At 69.8% G+C, this 18,762-nt stretch carries 13 protein-coding genes; 9 read left to right on the top strand and 4 right to left on the bottom strand.

The features are described 5' to 3' along the window. Window positions 1-193: 193 nt before the first annotated feature. From C7C46_RS00065 to C7C46_RS00045, 5 genes are all read left to right on the top strand, one after another. Entirely contained in the window at window positions 194-1,489 is a 1,296-nt protein-coding gene (locus C7C46_RS00065; RefSeq protein ID WP_110664434.1) for an extracellular solute-binding protein, read from the top strand. A gap of 2 nt (window positions 1,490-1,491) precedes the next feature. Continuing rightward, window positions 1,492-2,394, top strand: coding sequence for a carbohydrate ABC transporter permease (locus tag C7C46_RS00060; RefSeq protein ID WP_110664433.1), 903 nt, complete (start codon window positions 1,492-1,494; stop codon window positions 2,392-2,394). Continuing rightward, window positions 2,391-3,314, top strand: a complete 924-nt coding sequence (locus C7C46_RS00055) for a carbohydrate ABC transporter permease (RefSeq protein WP_110664432.1) — start codon at window positions 2,391-2,393, stop codon at window positions 3,312-3,314. Before C7C46_RS00060 ends, C7C46_RS00055 begins: the two co-directional genes overlap by 4 nt. An 83-nt stretch (window positions 3,315-3,397) precedes the next feature. After that, the gene (locus C7C46_RS00050; protein ID WP_110664431.1) at window positions 3,398-4,903 is read left to right on the top strand and encodes a beta-N-acetylhexosaminidase; all 1,506 of its coding nucleotides are present in this window, start codon (window positions 3,398-3,400) and stop codon (window positions 4,901-4,903) included. 15 nt (window positions 4,904-4,918) lie between these two features. After that, on the top strand, window positions 4,919-5,665 hold the full coding sequence (locus tag C7C46_RS00045) for a GntR family transcriptional regulator (protein ID WP_110664430.1): 747 nt from the start codon (window positions 4,919-4,921) through the stop codon (window positions 5,663-5,665). 102 nt (window positions 5,666-5,767) lie between these two features. Here the strand turns inward: C7C46_RS00045 and C7C46_RS00040 are convergent, their stop codons facing one another. The 4 genes from C7C46_RS00040 to C7C46_RS00025 all read right to left on the bottom strand — a co-directional run bounded on the left by C7C46_RS00040 (window position 5,768) and on the right by C7C46_RS00025 (window position 11,419). Further along, window positions 5,768-8,239 carry a glycoside hydrolase family 3 C-terminal domain-containing protein gene (locus C7C46_RS00040; RefSeq protein WP_245983914.1) on the bottom strand — a complete coding sequence of 824 codons (2,472 nt, stop codon included), beginning with the start codon at window positions 8,237-8,239 and terminating at the stop codon, window positions 5,768-5,770. Continuing rightward, a complete protein-coding gene (locus C7C46_RS00035; protein WP_110664429.1) occupies window positions 8,236-9,069 on the bottom strand; it encodes a carbohydrate ABC transporter permease in 834 nt (277 codons plus the stop codon). Before C7C46_RS00035 ends, C7C46_RS00040 begins: the two co-directional genes overlap by 4 nt. Next, complete coding sequence (locus C7C46_RS00030) at window positions 9,069-10,037, bottom strand: carbohydrate ABC transporter permease (RefSeq protein WP_110664428.1); 969 nt, start codon at window positions 10,035-10,037, stop codon at window positions 9,069-9,071. The genes C7C46_RS00035 and C7C46_RS00030 overlap by 1 nt, the downstream gene beginning before the upstream one ends. An 89-nt stretch (window positions 10,038-10,126) precedes the next feature. Next, on the bottom strand, window positions 10,127-11,419 hold the full coding sequence (locus tag C7C46_RS00025) for an ABC transporter substrate-binding protein (RefSeq protein WP_181442103.1): 1,293 nt from the start codon (window positions 11,417-11,419) through the stop codon (window positions 10,127-10,129). 341 nt (window positions 11,420-11,760) lie between these two features. Between C7C46_RS00025 and C7C46_RS00020 the strand changes: the two genes are divergently transcribed. The 4 genes from C7C46_RS00020 to C7C46_RS00005 all read left to right on the top strand — a co-directional run bounded on the left by C7C46_RS00020 (window position 11,761) and on the right by C7C46_RS00005 (window position 18,207). Then, complete coding sequence (locus C7C46_RS00020; protein WP_110664426.1) at window positions 11,761-14,799, top strand: galactose-binding domain-containing protein; 3,039 nt, start codon at window positions 11,761-11,763, stop codon at window positions 14,797-14,799. Between the two features lie 125 nt (window positions 14,800-14,924). Further along, window positions 14,925-16,319: a DUF1996 domain-containing protein gene (locus tag C7C46_RS37640; protein WP_110664425.1), complete on the top strand. Its 1,395-nt coding sequence runs from the start codon at window positions 14,925-14,927 to the stop codon at window positions 16,317-16,319. A gap of 84 nt (window positions 16,320-16,403) precedes the next feature. Then, entirely contained in the window at window positions 16,404-17,018 is a 615-nt protein-coding gene (locus C7C46_RS00010) for a hypothetical protein (protein ID WP_110664424.1), read from the top strand. 130 nt (window positions 17,019-17,148) lie between these two features. After that, the gene (locus C7C46_RS00005; protein ID WP_110664423.1) at window positions 17,149-18,207 is read left to right on the top strand and encodes a LacI family DNA-binding transcriptional regulator; all 1,059 of its coding nucleotides are present in this window, start codon (window positions 17,149-17,151) and stop codon (window positions 18,205-18,207) included. Window positions 18,208-18,762: the final 555 nt, after the last annotated feature.

Raw genomic sequence — 18,762 nt, 5'->3', positions numbered from 1 at the left:
CTTGAACTAGCGCAAGTTGATCGCTGCGAACCGCGCATCTTGACGTGACCAGTGGTCTTGTGTGAGGGTCGGCGTCCAGCACCGCGGCGTCCGCACCGCGCTCCTCAGCAGCATGTCCTCCCTCGGATGCCCCCTGCCTCCTGCCCCGTGCTCCGCGGTCCCCGTGGCCTGCCCCCTCGCAAGGAGAACCCCCATGCGTTCCAGATCCCTCGCAGCTGCCGCCTGCGGCCTGTCCATCGCCCTGCTCACCGCCGCCTGCGGCAGCGGCGGCAACGCGGCGCCCGCCTCCGCGTCGTCCAAGTCGCTGACCGTCTGGCTGATGGACGGCGATCTGACCGCCGACTCCGTGAAGGCGGTCAACGCCGCGTTCGAGCAGGCCACCGGCGCCAAGGTGACCGTGCAGATCCAGGAGTGGGCCGACATCAACGCCCGGATCAGCACCGCGCTGGCCCAGGACAACCCGCCGGATGTGATCGACCTCGGCAACACCGACGTGCCGCTGTTCGCCGCCAACGGCGGTCTGGCCGATCTGACCGCCGATCGCGCCGACCTGACCGCCGGCCAGCAGTGGCTGCCCGGCCTGGTCGACCCGGCCACCGTCGACGGCAAGCTCTACGCCGCTCCGCTCTTCGCAGGCAACCGCGCGGTGGTCTACAACAAGGCACTCTGGGCCAAGGCCGGAATCACCGCCCCGCCCACCACCTTCGCCGAGTTCACCCAGGACCTGGACGCGCTGAAGGCGAGCAACCCCGCACCGAACTTCTCCGCCATCTACCTGCCCGGACAGTACTGGTTCGCCGCCCTCCAGTTCATCTGGGACGCCGGCGGTCAGCTGGCTACCAAGGACGGCAGCGGCAAGTGGACCGGCCAACTCGAATCCGCGGCCGCACAGCGCGGCCTGACCGCCTGGAAGGACTTCCAGAACGCCTACTCGCCGGCCGCCTCGCGCAACGTCGACATCAAGAATCCGGATCAGGACGCGATGTTCGCCCAGGGCAGCGCCGCCACCGTGGTGGACAGCACCGTCAACACCATCCTCAAGGACAACCCGGGGATGAAGGACCAGATCGGCACCTTCGCGTTCCCGAGCGTCACCCAGCCCGGCCACAGCCAGCCCGTCTTCCTCGGCGGCTCCGACCTGGCGGTCGCCGCCAAGAGCCGCAACCGGCAGCTGGCCCTGGCTTACCTCAAGACGGCCGCCAGCCCGGCGATCCAGACCAGCGCCGTCGTCGGCACCGACCACTGGACCCCGGTCTCCACCCAGCTGCTCGACTCGGCGGTCAGCCAACTGCCGCCCACCTCGGCCGCGTTCCTGCAGGCCGCGCACAGCAGCGTCGGCACCCCCGCCACCGCCGGCTGGGCCACGGTCGAGAGCGACCTGTCGATCAACCAGTTCTTCGCCGACGTCGCCACCGGCCGCAAGACGCCCGCCCAAGCTGCCAAGGACTTCGACGCCCACCTCGACCACGCGCTGAACGCCGCCTCCTGACCATGGCCGCGACCCGCGAACCTCGCTCCCTGCCCTACCTGTTGCTGTTGCCGGCCACCGCGGTACTGGCGCTGGTGCTCGGCTACCCGCTCGCCCGTCTCGGTGTCATTTCGTTCCAGGACTACGGGCTGCGCAGCCTGTTCACCGGCCGGGTCGGCTGGGCCGGGCCGGACAACTACCTTGCCGTCTGGCGCGATCCGCAACTCGTGCCGGTGCTTCTGCGCACGGCCGGTTTCTGTGCCGCTCTGGTGCTCGGCACCCTGGCCATCGGCCTGGTGGTGGCGATGATGATGATGCGCCTAGGCCCGCGCCTGCGGCGCGCCGTCACCCTCTGCCTGATCGCATCCTGGGCGATGCCGCCGGCGGCCGGCACGCTCGTCTGGCAGTGGCTCTTCCAGCCCGTCTACGGCGTCGCCAACTGGGCGTTGAGCCGGATCGGCCTGTTCGGCGACCTCACGCAGCACGACTGGACCACCAGCCCGACCTCCGCCTTCGCCCTGGTCTGGCTGCTGGTGGTCTGGCAGTCCGTGCCGTTCGTCGCGCTGACCCTCTACGCGGGACTGTCGCAGATCCCGCGCAGCTACTACGAGGCGGCCGCGCTGGACGGCGCCGGCGGGTGGACGGCTTTCCGGGTGATCACCCTGCCGTTCCTGCGGCCGATCCTGGCGCTGGTCACGATCCTCTCGGTGATCTGGGACTTCAACGTCTTCACCCAGATCTGGATTCTCACCCAGGGCGGCCCCAACCAGGGGACCACCACGCTCGGCATCTGGTCCTTCACCAAGGCGTTCAGCAGCAACTCCTTCGGCCAGGGCGCGGCCGTCGCCGTCGTCTCGATCCTGTTGCTGCTCGTGCTGACGCTCTACTACCTGCGCCGCCTGCTGCGCTCAGGGGAGGAACTATGAGCAACCGCGTGGTCCTGAGCGACCGCCCACCCCGGAGCGACCGGCCGACCCCGAGCCCGTCCCCGGGTGGCCGCCGGGCCCCGAGCAGCCACCGGCCCGCGAGCCCCCGCCGAATCCTGCTGAACGCCGCCGCGGTGCTGTTCTGCCTGGTGTGGATCTTTCCGGTCTACTGGATGGTCAACACCGCGTTCAAGCCCTACGGCGACATCCTGCGCCCCACTCCGCACTTCCTGCCAGTGCCGTTCAGCCTGGCCAACTTCACCGACGCGGTGAGCAAGCCCGGCTTCCTCACCGACCTCGGCAACAGCCTGCTGCTCACTCTGGCGGTGGTGCTACTGGCGGTGGGAGTGGCGTTTTTCGCCGCCGTCGGCCTGACCCGCTTCCGGTTCGCCGGCCGACGCGCCTATCTGGTCGCCGTTCTGGTCCTGCAGATGGTGCCGCTGCCGGCCCTGGTCATCCCGGTCTTCCTCAGCCTGAAGAGCGCCCACCTGCTCAACAGCCTGCTCGGTTTGGCACTCACCTATGTCGCCGTGGTCCTGCCCTTCACGATCTGGACGCTGCGCGGCTTCCTACACGGCATCCCGGTCGAACTGGAGGAGGCCGCGATGGTCGACGGCGCCAACCGGATGACCGTGGTGCGCCTGGTCCTGCTGCCGCTCATGGCCCCCGGGATCATCGCCACCAGCGTCTTCGCGTTCATCACCGCCTGGAACGACTACCTCTTCGCCGACGTGCTGATGAAGGATCAGGGCCACCAGACGCTGCCGGTCTGGCTGGTCTCCTTCTCCACATCCACCGGCACGGACTACGGCGGCCTGATCGCCGCCGCGACGATCTCCGCCCTGCCCGTGGTCGTGTTCTTCATGCTCATCCAGCGCCGCCTGGTCGCCGGGATGACCGCCGGCGCCGTCAAGGACTGAGCCGCCTGCCGCCCGAACGAGCCGCAGCAGATCCGGCCGCCCGGCCTGTCCCAGCAGGACCTTCCCCCACCCGAGAGGCCGACGTGATCATCCCCCGCCCCGCCCAGCTGACCGAACTGCCGGGACGCTTCACCATCGGACCCGTCCTCCACCTCGCCCCCGGTCCCGGCGCCGAGCCCGCTGCCGAGTTGCTGGCCGGCTACCTCGGAACTGGCCGGGCGCGCGGCACCATCGGGCCGGCCATCACCTTGCGTCTTGTTCCCTACCCGGACCTGGACCCCGAGGGCTACCACCTGGAGGTGCACCCGGGCGGGGTGCAGCTGGCCGCGCCGACCCTGGACGGACTGCGCAACGGGGTGCAGACGCTGCGCCAACTGTTGCCTGCCGCCGCGCTGGACCCAAAGACCGCCCCGGCCGACGCCTGGTGGTGGCCGAGCGTCAGCATCCGGGACCGGCCCCGGCTTCGCTGGCGCGGCCTGCTGCTCGACACCTCCCGCCACTTCATGCCGCTGCCCTACCTGCGCCAGACGCTGGACCGGATGGCACTGCACAAACTCAACGTGCTGCACCTGCACCTGACGGACGACCAGGGCTGGCGGATCGAGGTTGCCGGCTGGCCGCTGCTGACAGAGATCGGCGCCTGGCGCACCACCGCCACAGGCGCCCTGCACGGCGGCTACTACACCGCCCGGGAGCTGCGCGAGCTGGTCGGATACGCGGCTGAGCGCGGCATCACCATCATCCCCGAGTTCGACACCCCAGGCCATGCCCGCGCCGCGCTCGCCGCCTACCCGCAGCTCGGCAACCGGCCGCTGCAGCGGCTGCCGGTCTGGAACGAGTGGGGCATCAGCGACGACATCTTCGCCGTCAGCGACCTCGCCCTCGACTTCTGCCGCCAGGTGCTCGATGCCGTGATGGACGTCTTCCCGTCCCGCCGCATCCACATCGGCGGCGACGAGTGCCCGACCGTCGCCTGGGAGCACAGCCCCACTGCCCGCCGCCGGGCCGCCGACCTCGGCCTGAGCAGCGTGTCCGGCCTGCACCACTGGTTCCTCGCCCAGCTGCACGACCACCTCGCCGCCAACGGGCGGCGCACCATGAGCTGGGACGAGACCGGGCACAGCCCCGGCCACCTGCCCATCGACGTGGCGCTGACCGCCTGGCGGGACGCGGCGCACGGCGCCGCCGCGGTGGCCCGTGGCCACCAGGTGGTGATGACCCCGCACACCGCCACCTACTTCGACTACCCCCAGCGCGACACTCCCGACGAGCCGCCCGGCCAGCCCGACGGCACCGTCACTCTGGAGCAGGTGCACGCCTTCGACGCGCTGGGCGGAGGCCTGCACCCTACCGACCCGGCGGGCGACGAACCCGGCGTGCTCGGCGTCCAGGGCGGTCTGTGGACCGAGTACGTGCCGACCCTGGCCCACGCCGACTACCTGCTGTACCCGCGGCTCTGCGCGCTGGCGGACCGGGCCTGGGCGACCGGCCCCGTCCCGTACGACGACTTCCTGGTGCGCCTGCGGGTGCACCGCGACCGCCTGCGGGCGCTCGGCGCGGACGCGGGTGGCCCGCGGCTGGTGTGCTGAGGGACGATGAGCCGCATGACCAGCAGTTCCAAGCCCGCGCCGCGCGCCACCGCCAAACGCGACCTGGTGCGCGCCCACCTGATCGACGTCATCGAGCGCTCGGGCCCGGGGACCAGCCTGACCGCGGAACGCGACCTGGCCGCCGAACTCGGTGTCTCCCGGCCCACCATCCGAGCCGCCGTCGAGGATCTGATCCGCAGCGGCCTACTGGTGCGCCAGCACGGCCGGGGCACCTTCACCGCCCCGCACAAGGTGACCCAGGAGATGACCGGGACCACCACCAACGCGCTCGCCGTCCCGCCGGCCGAGGGCGACTGGACGAGCCACGTGGTCTCGTTCGCCACCGCCCCGGCCGGCCACGCCCGGGCCGCCCGGCTCGGGGTCGAGCCGGACGACGGGGTGCTGCGGGTGGTCCGGCTGCGATTCGTGGACGGCGAGGCGATGTCGATCGAGCGCCTGGAACTGCCCGCCCACCTGGTCGACGGGCTGACCGCCGTCGACATGGAGCAGGGGAACTTCTACCACCTGCTGCGCGAACGGTTCCGGGTCACCGTGCACGACGCCGTCCAGACGGTCGAGCCGACCGTCGCCACCCCCGAACAAGCCGACCTGCTCGACTGCCCGGTCTACGCCCCCCTGCTGCAGATCACCCGCGTCACCCGCGACACCACTGGCCGCACCGTCGAACACGCCCAGGCGGTCTACCGGGGCGACCGTTACCGAATCACCTCAAAGCTGCGCTTCGACGCCAGCTCGGGCTAGTTCACGGGTTCGCCTGCGCGCCGCCACGGGCCGGACGGGGGGAGTCGTGCCGCGTACTGGTCCGTCGGGTGGTAGGCCTGTGGCGGACCCGCAGCGTTGGGGCTATCCGAGTTCTACGGTGGCTGTGAGCGGGAGCACGCCGCAGGAGGGGCCGGCGAGGAGGGTGAAGGTTCCCGGTTCGGCCAGCCAGTGCTGGTGTTCGACGGACCAGTGCTGGAGGGCCCGAGGTGACACAGGGATGTGCACCTCCACCTCTTCTCCGGGCTCGGCTCGCACCGCTGCGAAGCCGGCCAGCCAGCGGACCGGGCGCTCCACCGCACTTTCGGGGCGGGCCAGGTACAGCTGTGCCACCTCGCGCGAACTGCGCGGGCCGTGGTTGCGAAGTGTCACCCGCACGGTCCATTCTGCTCCGGGCGTGACGTGGCCGGGCGCATCGACGGCGAGGTACTCCCAGCGTCCGTAGCCGAGCCCGTGACCGAACCAGTAGGCGGGTTCCGTGCCGCTCCTGAGCCAGCCTCGGTAGCCCACGTGCACGCCCTCCCGGTACGCCAGCACGCCGTTCTGCGGTTGCGTGTCGAGGACCGGGGCGTCCTGCTGCCGGACCGGCCAGCTGGTCGGCAGCCGACCACCTGGTTCGGTACGCCCGAACAGGATGTCGGCGAGCGCGCCGCCACCCTCCTGGCCGGGAAACCAACCCAGGAGGGTCGCCGCAACCTCGTTGCGCCAGGGCATCAGAACGGGACCACCGCTGTTGACGATCACCACGGTGGCGGGGTTGGCGGCAGCCACGGCTGTCACCAGCGCGTTCTGCTCTCCGGGTAGTTCGAGGCTGGTGCGGTCGAACCCCTCGCTCTCGTGCTCGTCCGTGGTGCCGACGACCACCACGACGGCGTCCGCCGCACGGGCCAGCTCGACCGCTGCCGCGAGCTCGGCGTCCAGGGGAGCCTGCGGTGGATCGACGGCAAGACTGAGGACGCGCCCGTGCTTCGCCTCCACGGTCCGCCTGACCAGCAGGGCGACTTCCTGATTGACCGTCAGATCGACTTCCACCTGCCTGAAGGATGGTGAGACGTGCAGATAGGTCGGGTCGTCCGAGTCCGGTGTCACGTACGCGTCGAGCAGGACCTGGCCGTCGGCCATCAGCAGCAGGTGGCCGAGGCCGATCACGCCCAGCCGCCAGCGGCCCGGGGCCGGAGCCCGGAACACGGTGCTGACCTCGATCGTCGCGAGGGCGCTGAGGTCGGTGGCGACGGAAGGTTCCAGGATCCGGCCGCTCAGCCGATGCTCGACGTGCAACTCCTCCCCGGCGGTGTCCAGGTAGCGGGCCAGCAGTCCAGGCTCGCCGGTCACCGGGTGGCGGCAGTGGGCCCGTTCCAGGGGGGTCGGCCGTAGCGCGGTCCGCACGCCGCTCGCGTACCCGACCTGAACGTCGGCCGAGAGTGCGGCTCGGATCCCGTCCAGGGGGGAGACCACGGCGCCGGGGAACACGGCCGCGCTCCCGCCGCCCTGGACGCGGGCGACAGCCGCATTGGGCCCGAGCACGGCCACCCGGCGCAGTGCCCTGCTGTCGAGGGGCAGCAGGGTTCCGCTGTTGCTGAGCAGGACGGCTCCCGCGGCGGCTGCCTGGCGCAGCAGCCCTCGGGTGGCGGCGTCGACGGGCGTCGGCTGCCGCGGAGGCCGGGCGGAGGCGGACCGCCTTTCGAGTGCGCCCAGGCGCTCGGCCAGTCGGAGCAGGCGGCGTACCTTGTCGTCCAGGAGAGGCTCGGGGACCACGCCGTCGCGGACGGCGGCTGCCAGGGCGGCACCCCAGTGCTCGTTCGGGCCCGGCATGGCCAGATCGACGCCGGCCCGGCCGGAGCGGGTGGTGGACTGGACGGCGCCCCAGTCGGAGACGACCACGCCCTCGAATCCCCACTCGCCCTTCAGCGGCTCGGTGAGTAGTGAACTCTCGCACATCGGCTCGCCGTTGACCTGGTTGTAGGCGGACATCACGACCCACACCCCCGCCCGGACGGCGGCTTCGAAGGGGGCGAGGTAGACCTCGCGAAGCGTCCGTTCGTCGACCCGGGCATCCACGGTGAGCCGCTGGGTCTCGGACTCGTTGGCGACGTAGTGCTTGGCGGTGGCCGCCACCCCGCCGCTCTGCACGCCGCTGATGTAGGCGGCACCGATCCGGCCGGTCAGCAGCGGGTCCTCGGAGAAGCACTCGAAGTGGCGTCCTGCGACGGGGGAGCGGTGCAGGTTGAGGGTGGGGGCGAGGAGTACATCGACACCCTTGCGGCGCGCCTCGCGGGCCAGCAGTTCGCCAAGCCGGTGCACCAGGTCCTCGTCCCAGCTCGCGGCCATCGCGGTGGGGCTGGGTAGGGCGAGGGCGGTGTCGGCCTCGTCCCAGCGTTCGCCGCGAACGCCGACCGGCCCGTCGGAGGTGATGATCGGGCGCAGGCCCAGAGCGGGCTCCGCACTGGTGCGGAAGGTTCCGCCGCCGGACACGAGGCGGGCCTTGTCCTCCAGATCGAGGGCGGCGAGCTGGGCCACGGCGCGAGGCTCGGGATCGGTGTGGTGGATTGCGGTCACCCTTTCGTCGCTCCCTGCATAATTCCGTCGATGACCTGACGACCCATCAGGAGGAATGCCGTGATGACGGGGACACTGGCGATGAGCGCCCCCGTCAGGACGAGCGAGTAGTCCTTGATATAGCCGCTCGCCAGCTCGGAGAGGGTCAGTTGGATGGTCGGGTTCTGCTGGGTCATCACGACCTTGGGCCAGTAGAAGTCGTTCCAGCTGGCCATGAAGGTGAGCATGCCCAGGACGCTCATCGCCGGGCGGGCCGCGGGCAGCACGATGTGCCAGGCCAGACCGCGGGTGGTGCAGCCGTCGATCCGTCCGGCGTCCAGGAGTTCGTCCGGCAGGGCGGAGACCAGGTACTGGCGCATGAAGAAGAGGCCGAAGGCGTTGGCGGCGGCGGGGACGATCAGGGCCTGCAGGTGGTCGGCCCAGTGCAGCCAGTTCGCCATCATGATGTAGAGGGGGATGATGCCGAGTTGGGTGGGCACCATCATGGTGGCCACCACTGTCGCCAGCAGCGGCCTGCGGCCGCGGAAGGGCAGCTTGGCGAAAGCGAAGCCGCCGAGCGTCGAGGTGAGGACCACGCTCACGGTGACGGTGGAGGCGACGATGAGAGAATTGATCAGGGCGAGCTGCATGTCGCTCTGATCGAAGGCCCGGGCGATGTTGGCGAAGAGGTTGCCGCCCGGCAGCAGGACCGGCGGCACCCGGTGGATGTCGGTGTTGTCGCGTGAGGCTGCGACCAGGGTCCAGTAGAGCGGGAAGACCGAGAGCAGGACGGCGACGACGAGCACCAGGTAGACGCCGCGCCCGGCCGAGAGCTGGCGGTTGCGGCGCATCAGGCCTCGATCCCTCTGAGCCGGCGTGCGGCCAGCAGGTTGGCGGCGACGATGACGACGATCAGCAGGAACATCGCCCAGGAGATCGCCGCGCCGTAGCCGTACTTGAAGCGGCCCCAGAACTGGTTGTACGAGTAGAGGGCGAGGGTCTGGAACTGGTGCTGGGAGCCGCCGGTGGTCGGGTCCTGCTGCTGGCTGAACAACATCGGCTCGCCGAAGAGCTGGAGCGCGCCGATGGTGGAGACGATGACGGTGAACAGGATCGTCGGCCGCAGCATCGGGATGGTGATGGAGCGGAACTGCCGCCAGCGGCCGGCCCCGTCGATCGCGGCGGCCTCGTAGAGCTCGAACGGGACGGCCTGCATCGCGGCCAGGTAGATCAGCGCGTTGTATCCGGTCCAGCGCCAGGTGACGATGGTGGAGATCGCGGTCCAGGACGAGAAGGTGCCGGCCTGCCAGTCGATCTGGTGGACGCCGAGGAGACCGAGCGCCCAGTTGATCAACCCGTAGTCCCGTCCGAAGAGTTGGACGAAGATCAGGGTGACGGCGGCGACCGAGGTGACGTTCGGCAGCAGTACTCCGAGGCGGAAGAACGCGCGTCCGCGCATCCGGTAGTTGAGCAGGTGCGCGAGGCCGAGGGCGAGCAGCAGCTGCGGGATCGTGGACAGTACGCCGACGCCCAGGGTGTTCCTCAGCGCGTTGAGGAAGTACGGGTCGTCCAGCAGCCTCCGGTAGTTCTCCAGGCCCGCCCACTGGCCCTGGCTGCCGGGGACGTCGGCGCGCCAGCGGGTCATCGACACGTACCCGGTGTAGAGCATCGGGAAGAGACCGAAGACCGTGAACACCGTGAAGAACGGGGCGATGTACAGGTAAGGGGAGAGGACCCGGTCGAGTCGGCGCCACCGGCGGGGCGCCACGGGCGCACGCGCGGCCGGCGCGGGCCGGTCGGCGCAGACGGACGCTGCCATGATCTGTGCTCCTTGCGAGGGTGGCGCGGTACGGGCGCGGGTGTCAGGGCCGCACCCGTACCGCGGGTCCGGGTGGCGGACGACCGGGGTCAGCCGTTGATGTTTGCGATGTCCCCCAACGCCTGCTTCCAGGCGGTTCCCGCGTCCGCCTTGCCCTGCTCGACCGCCGTGAGCGCGTTGCCCAGAGCCGTGCCGATTTCCGCGCCGTGGGCGCCGAGCGGTTGCGGCTTCAGGTCCTTGGCCGACTGGGAGAAGATCTTGCCGGTAGGCGCGTCGTTGAAGAGCGGCTCGGTGTGGTCGGCGATGTCGGGCTGGCTCCACAGGGCCCGGTCGGAGGGGAAGTAGCCCTTCTCCTTGAAGAGCTTGGCCTCCTGGTCGGGCGCGGTCAGCCACTTGGCCAGGTCCACCGCGGCTTTGGTGTGCTTGCCGGACTTGGGCACGGTGAGGTACGAGCCGCCCCAGTTGCCGCCGCCGCCAGGGATCCGGGTGAGGTCCCATTTGCCGCCGTCGGCGGGCGGGTTGGTCTTGAACTCGTAGCTCATCCAGGCGGGGCAGGCGACGGTGGCGAACTGGCTCTTCTGGAAGCCGGTGTCCCAGGCAGGCGTGAAAGCCTGAATGCCGGCCGACTCGCCATCCTTGATGGCGCCGGCCACCAGGTCGAAGGCGTCCTTGACGGCCGGGTTCTGCGTCACCACTGGTTTGCCGGTGCTGTCGTAGAAGCCCTGGGGGGCCTGCGCGATCACGGCGCTGAACAGGTTGCCGCCACTGTCGAACCAACGGACGTTCTTGTTCGGGCTGTTGGCCAGGAACTGCTTGCCCGCGGCGATGTACGCCGGCCAGTCGGCCATCATCGCGGACACCTGATCGCGGTTGGTGGGCAGGCCCGCGGCCTTGAAAAGGTCGGGGCGGTAGCAGAGTGCCATGCCGCCCATGTCGGTACCGAGGCCGAAGAGCACCTTGCCGTCGGGACTGGAGGCGGGGGCGGTCTTGGACGGCACCCACTGGCTGGGGTCTACCCCGTTGTCCAGGAAGTTGACGAACTTGTCCGCCTGCGACTGGAAGCCGGCGACCTGGCCGATTTCGACGGCCTCGATGTCGGCGGTGCCCGACCCGGCGAGCAGGTGCGCGTGCAGGTTCTGGTGGTGCGCGCCCATGTCGGCGCGGCTTTCCTTGATCGTGATGTTGGGGTGAAGCTGCTCGTACTGCTTGTAGAGATCGGCATAGCCGAAGTCCGAGAACAGGTTGACGGTGAGCGTTGCCGGGGCGTTCGCGTCGTCCTTCGCCGGCCCGCTGCTCGAACAACTGCTGGCGCTCAGCACCGTCGCCAGGACCGCGGCTGCGCCAAGGAGCCGAGCTCTCGAACCGCTGGGGCTGGGGGACATGGTGACTCCTTGGTGGGCGCTGGGCCTGGTAAGGAACGAAGTGGGGGAGAGCGCTCTCCTGCTGGGGACGGAGCTTGGTTCCTCGGGCGTGGCACTGTCAAGAGGTCGCGCTCCCAATCGCTTCGGTTTCGGCGGATCCATCACCTTGGGCGCGTTGTGTCGAAGTGTGCATGGCCCTTGACACGGCGGAAACATCGACGCAACCATCTCAATCACTGCGAGAGCGCTCTCCCAGGACCTGTCACCGGTTCCGGCGCGGCCATGCGACCACCCCTGCAACGGCCACGCCCGACAGCTGGTGGCCCCGGTCCTCCCCCCACCGTCTCGTCAGGAGAGTCCCCATGCTCGCACCACCCCTCCGGTCGGCAGCCGGTATCGAGCGCTCGTCACCCGGGTGGCGGGCGCTGGCCGCGACCCTCGCAGCTGCCCTGGTCGCAGCCCTGCTGTTGCTCATCCCCACCAGCAACGCCCAGGCCGCGCAGTCCCTACTCTCCCAGGGCAGGCCGGCGACGGCGTCCAGCACCGAGAACTACGGGACGCCGGCGTCCAATGCGGTTGACGGCAACACCGGGACCCGGTGGTCGAGTTCGAACTCCGACCCGCAGTGGCTTCAGGTCGACCTGGGCTCGGCGCAGCCGGTCTGCCAGGTCGTCATCGACTGGGAGGCGGCGTACGCCACGGCGTACCAGATCCAGTTGTCCTCGGACGGGTCGACCTGGACCACGGCCTACTCGACCACCACGGGTGCGGGTGGCACCGAGACGCTCAGCGTCTCCGGCGCAGCCCGCTACGTGCGCATGTACGGCACCGCGCGGGCCACCGGATACGGCTACTCGATCTGGGAGTTCCAGATCCACACCAGTGGCGGCGCGAGCACACCGCCCACCTCGCCGCCGCCGACCACGCCTCCCGGCAACTGGACCACGGTCTTCAGCGACAACTTCGCCGGCAACGCCGGCTCGGCGCCGTCCGGTTCGAACTGGATCACCGAGACCGGGACCGCCTATCCCGGCGGCCCGGCCAACTGGGGCACCAACGAGGTCCAGACCGACACCAACGCGGCAGCCAACGTGTCGCTCGACGGAAACGGCCACCTCAACCTCACCGCGCTGAAGAACGGCACCGCCTGGACTTCGGGCCGGGTGGAGAGCCAGCGTGCGGACTTCGCCGCTCCCGCCGGCGGCCAGCTGCAGATCTCCGCGAGCGTCAAACAGCCCAACGCCGCCGACGCGACCGGCTACTGGCCGTCCTTCCGGGCGATGGGCGCCGCCAACCGCGGCAACTTCACCGTCTGGCCGGGGGCGGGGGAGTCCGACATCCTGGAGAACGTCAACGGACGCAGCCAGCTCTCGACCACCCTGCACTGCGGTACCGCCCCTGGCGGCAACTGCAACGAGTACAACGGAATGACCAGCGGTCTGGCGAGCTGCACCGGTTGCCAGAGCGACTACCACACGTACTCGCAGATTCTCGACCGCACCGCCACCGACGAGCAGATCCGCTGGTACCTCGACGGCCGACAGGTCTGGCAGGTCAACGAGTCCCAGGTCGGCGTCAGCACCTGGGACGCGGCGGTACACCACGGCTTCTACCTGGTGTTCAACCTCGCTGTCGGCGGTTCCTTCCCCAACGGAATCTGCAACTGCACCTCGCCGACCGCCACCACCAGCCCCGGCGGAACGCTGAGCATCGGCAGCGTCACGGTTTCCACCACCACCGGGAACGCCCCCGCGCCGCTCACCGACCCGCCGGTCCCCACCGGCGCGTCAACCGTCAAGGTCACCGGTAGCCAGGGCAACTGGGCGCTTTCCGTCAACGGCGCCCCGTACCAGGTCAAGGGAATCACCTGGGGTCCGGCCAACACCACCATCGACGCGCACGTCCGTGAGCTCAAGGCGATGGGCGTCAACACGTTGCGCACCTGGGGCACCGACGGCGGTAGCAAGCCGCTGCTGGACACCGCCGCTGCCCACGGCCTCAAGGTGGTCAACGGTTTCTGGCTCAACCAGGGCGCGGACTACGTCAACGACACCACCTACATGAACAACACCCTCACCCAGATCCAGCAGTGGGTGACGACCTACAAGGATCACCCCGGCGTGCTGATGTGGGACGTCGGCAACGAGGTCATCCTGACCACCCAGGACCACACGTACACCGGCTCCACCGTGGAACAGGAGCGGGTGGCCTACGCCAAGTACGTCGAGCGGGTCACCCAGGCGATCCACGCCATCGACCCGAACCACCCGGTGACCTCGACCGACGCCTACACCGGGGCCTGGCAGTACTACAAGGCCAACACCCCCAGTCTCGACCTGCTGGCCGTCAACTCCTACGGCTCGCTCTGCAACGTCAAGCAGGACTGGATCAACGGCGGCTACACCAAGCCCTACATCATCACCGAGGCCGGTGAGCGCGGGGAGTGGGAGGTGCCGAACGACGCCAACGGCGTCCCCACCGAGCCCACGGACATCCAGAAGCGCGACGCCTACCTGACCAACTGGGACTGCGTCACCGGGCACCAGGGGGTCGCGCTGGGAGCCACGGTGTTCAACTACGGTACCGAGAACGACTTCGGTGGCGTCTGGTTCAACACCGTGCCGGAGAACTGGCGTCGCCTCAGCTTCTACTCGGTGGCCAAGGACTACGGCGGCAACGCGGGCACCAACACCCCTCCGGTGATCACCGACATGACGCTCTCCAACACCGGCAGCGTCCCTGCCGGCGGTACCTTCACCATCAGCACCAGCGCCACCGACCCCAACGGCGACCTGATCCGCTACCAGCTCTACTACTGCGCCAAGTACGCCGGCGGCGGCACCGGCCTGAGCCAGGTCCAGTTCACGCAGACCGCCGACGGCCGGTTCACCGCCGTGGCGCCGAAGAACCTCGGCGTCTACAAGGTCTACGTCTACGCCTACGACGGGCACGGCAACGTCGGCATCGAGACCCGCTCGTTCCGCGTGGTCGCCCCGCCCGTCAACGGCACCAATGTGGCGCTCGGCAAGCCGACGACCGCCTCCTCCTTCCAGACGAACGGCAACGGCGCGCCCTACCCGCCGTCCAACGCCACCGACGGGAACTGGTCGACCCGTTGGGCCACCGACTGGACCGACGCGCAGTGGCTGCAGGTCGACCTCGGTCAGGTGACCGCCATCAAGCACGTCCAGCTCGGCTGGGAGGCCAGCTACGGGAAGGCCTACCAGATCCAGATCTCCAACGACGGCACCACCTGGACCACCGTCTACTCCACCACCACCGGCAGTGGGGGCGTCGAAGACTTCGACGTCACCGGCGCGGGCCGGTACGTGCGCATGAACGGCATCGCCCGCGGCACCGCCTACGGCTATTCGCTGTACGAGTTCGGCGTCTACGCCTGACCCAGACTCCTCGGGGCCGGTGCTGTCCAGCCGCACCGGCCCCGAGGTGCCCAACCCAAGCCGTTCGCTCCTCGTTCGGAGCCGGCGACCAATACACACTCCCATCCGTTCGACCAGGAGGTCCGATGAGACCCCGATTCCCGTCCCGCGGCAAACCCCGCCGGACAGCCCTGGCCGTGGCCTTCGCCGCCGTCCTCGCCTTGACCGGCCTCGGCGGCCTCACCCAGCAGGCCGTCGCCGCGAACGACCCGCTCATCTCGCAGTCCCGACCGGTGACCGCCTCGTCCATCGAGAGCGCGAACTTCCCGGCCGGCGCCGTCGTCGACGGCGACCCGACCACCCGTTGGGCCAGCAACTGGACCGACCCGTCGTGGATCCAGATCGACCTCGGCGGCGCCGCCACCATCAGCAAGGTCGAGCTGGACTGGGAGGCTGCGTACGCCAGCGGCTACCAGCTCCAGACCTCGCCGGACGCCACCACCTGGACACCGATCTACTCCACCACCACCGGCACCGGTGGAAACCAGGTCCTCAACGTGACCGGCAGCGGCCGCTACATCCGGATGAACGGCACGACCCGGGCCACCCAGTACGGGTACTCGCTGTTCGAGTTCAAGGTGTACGGCCAGGTCACGCTCCCGACTACCGGCTACGTCCTGGCCAACCCCCAGGTCACCGGGGTCACCCCCTCCACCTACAGCCCGCCGCCCGCCTACTTCCACGAGTTCCAGGCGAACTGTTCGGCGACCCGCAACCTCCCCGACGACCCCATCGTCTTCCCGGGCCAACCCGGCGCCTCGCACTCGCACACCTTCCTGGGCAACACCACCACCGACGCCAACTCCACCCTGGCGTCGCTCCAGGCGGGCGGCACCAGCTGCCTCGCACCCGGTGACAGGTCCGGCTACTGGATGCCGACGATGCTCGACGGCACCACGGCGGTCAACCCGGTCGGCCCGCAGGTCATCTACTACAAGACCGGCGTGCTCGACTACACCAGCGTGCGGCCGTTCCCCCCGGGCCTCAGGTTCGTGGTCGGCAGCCCGCGCGCGACCGCAACCCAGTTCGCCACCGACCCCGGCTACGTGGCCGGTTGGGAGTGTGGCAACAGCTACCACAACAGTGACTTGCCGACAGACTGCCCCGGTGGCGGCCAGGTCGACATCCGCTACCAGGCGCCGAGCTGCTGGAACGGGCTCTACCTGGACACCCCCGACCACAAGAGCCACATGGCCTACCCGGTCAACGGCGTCTGCCCGGCCGACCACCCCGTCGCGGTGCCGATGATCGAGTTCAAGATGGCCTTCCCGGTCAACACCGCCGACATGTCGCAGCTCCACCTGTCCAGCGGGCGGGGCTTCTCCTTCCACTACGACTTCTTCAACGCCTGGGACGCGCCCACGCTCGCCGCGATGGTGAACCACTGCATCGTCGGTGGCCTCCAGTGCGACGCGCGAGGCTACGACCAGAACCAGCCCGGCAAGGGCGCGGCGCTCAACGCGCAGTACCTGCTGCCCTGACACGACCCCGTGCCGTGGCCGGCCCCCAGCCCCGGGGCCGGCCACGGCACGGCCGTACCCGCTCGCCCCTCCCGAGGAGTCCGCATGACCGGCCGCCCGAACCGGCTTCCGCCCATCAGTGGGCCCTTCCTGCTGGCGCTGGCGCTGGCGTTGGTGCTGGCGGCCGCGACCGGCTGCGCGTCGTCCGCAGCGCCGGGCGCTGCCACCGTCCGCACAGCCACCAGCCCCGTCAGCAGGGCCCCCTCGGCGGCCTCGACCAGCGCGGACCCCGGGCCCTCACCCGCGTCCCGGATGGTCTGCACCGGCTACATCCTGGCGGAGATAGCCGGCGCACTCGGCGCCGAGACCACCGAACTGCCCGCCCCGACCTGGGCGCATCACCTGTACTCCTGCACGTACGCCTACCCTGACGGATCGATGCTGGTCTCGGTCAAGGAGCTGTCGGACCCGGCCACCGCCGCCGCCCAGTTCGACGGAGTTCGCGGCAGCGCCGGCCCGGTGACCACCTTCAGCGGCCTGGGCGAGCGCGCCTTCACGCGGGCCGACGGATCGACCGTGGTCCTCAAGGACAGCAGCGTGCTCACCGTGGACGTGAGCAAGCTGCCTCCGCTCTTCGGCAAACCCCCGCGTAGCAGGTCCAACGTGTCCGTCACCATCGCGACCACCATCATGGTCTGCTGGAAGGAGCACGCTGAGTGACGGGACTCCGCGGGATCGTCCGGTTCCAGGCGGGACTGACGCCCGCCCGCCGGAGTTGCCGGCCGACGTGAAGGCGGCCTGGGCTCCGCAATCTCTGATAGAGCGCTCTCCGAGATGCTATAAAGACACCATGAGCGAAGCCCTCCGGTCGGCCGGCCCCCGAACCGCCGCCACCCTCGAAGACGTCGCCCGGGTCGCGGGCGTCTCACGGGCGACCGTCTCGCGCGTCATCAATGGGATCCGCAACGTCGATCCCGCCATCCAGGAGAAGGTCCGCCGGGCGATCGCGGGCATCGGTTACGTCCCGAACGGCGCCGCCCGTTCCCTGGTGACCCGTCGCTCGGGCTCCCCTGCCCTGATCGTCTCCGGCGCCGGAGCGGACAAGCAGAACGGGTCAGCGAGGACCGAGGTCTTCGCTGACCCGTTCTTCGGCCGGGTGGTCAGTGGCGTGTTCACCGCACTGCGGCCGCAGGGCCTACATCCGGTCCTGATGCTCGCCGACACCTCCGCCGCGCGCGAACAGGCCGTGACCCATCTCCGGCAGGGCAACGCGGACGGCGCGATGGTCGTCTCGACGAATTCACAGGACCCGCTGCCGGCACTGCTGTTGGCAGCCGGGATTCCGACCGTGCTCTTCGGTCGGCCCGACAAGAAGCTGCCGGTCAGCTACGTCGACGTCGCCAACCGGGAAGGCGCCGAGCTGGCCGCCGACCACCTTCACGCCCGGGGATGCCGCCGGATCGCGACCATCGCCGGTCCCTCGGACGTCCGTGCCGCCCGTGAGCGACTGAGTGGCTTCCGCGACGCCATCGACCGACACGGGCTGCCCTACCTGCCGCACGCCGAAGGGGACTTCACCCAGGCCGACGGGGAACGAGCGATGGCCGCACTACTCAGGGACCACCCGGACATCGACGGGGTGTTCGCCGCCAACGACCTGATGGCACAGGGCGCACTCGCCGTGCTGCGCGACAACGGCCGACGTGTACCTCAGGACGTCGCCGTGGTCGGCTTCGACGACAGCAGCGCGGCCACCGCCAGCAGGCCACACCTCACCACCGTCCGCCAGCCGGTGGAGGACATGGCCGCCGAAATGACCCGTATCCTGCTGGACCACATCACTCGCCCGGAGCGCGGCGTCATGTCAGCGATCTTCGAGCCGACCCTGATCGTCCGTCAGTCCGGCTGACCGGGCCGCCGGTACGGGGCGGCCGCCAGGACCCCGCGACCGCTTACTCCCTCGGCTTTCCCCGCGCGCAGACCTCCGTCGACTTGGGACTGCTCGGCCCTGACACCATCACACTCGGCGTGGGCGCTTCGCCGATCGCCCGCTTGCTTGAACTCCGGTGGGTGACACCGGACCGTCCTGAGGGTCTCTCAGCACCACGCTGAGCTGCACCAACCGCCACCCGTGCTGCTCAGGTCCCGTCACCAGGTTTCCCAACGAAGTGGTACCGCGTGAGAAGTGTCCGAGGCCTCGCTTCCAGCGAAGAGCCTCTAGACTCGCTGAGAGAGCGCTCTCCGTATTGATGCCGCGATGCCTGCCGCCTCTGCCGGTCTCAGCAGAAGCTCGGTCATGACCCGCCGCCGGGCCATGACCGCACCGCCAGTGTGGTGCCCGCGCGCTCGCCGCATGGCCCTCCGCACCTGCACGAGAAGCCGGGAAGCCCACTTCTTCGCGTCCAGGTGACACCGCCCCAAAGCGGTCGGACGCCGCGGCCCGGACTAGGGCCTGTTCCGAGTT

Source organism: Streptomyces tateyamensis (genome assembly GCF_003205575.1).
GTDB classification, from domain to species: domain Bacteria; phylum Actinomycetota; class Actinomycetes; order Streptomycetales; family Streptomycetaceae; genus Kitasatospora; species Kitasatospora tateyamensis.
Note: the sequence above shows the minus strand (reverse complement) of the source record. Positions and strands in the feature narration are given on the sequence as shown.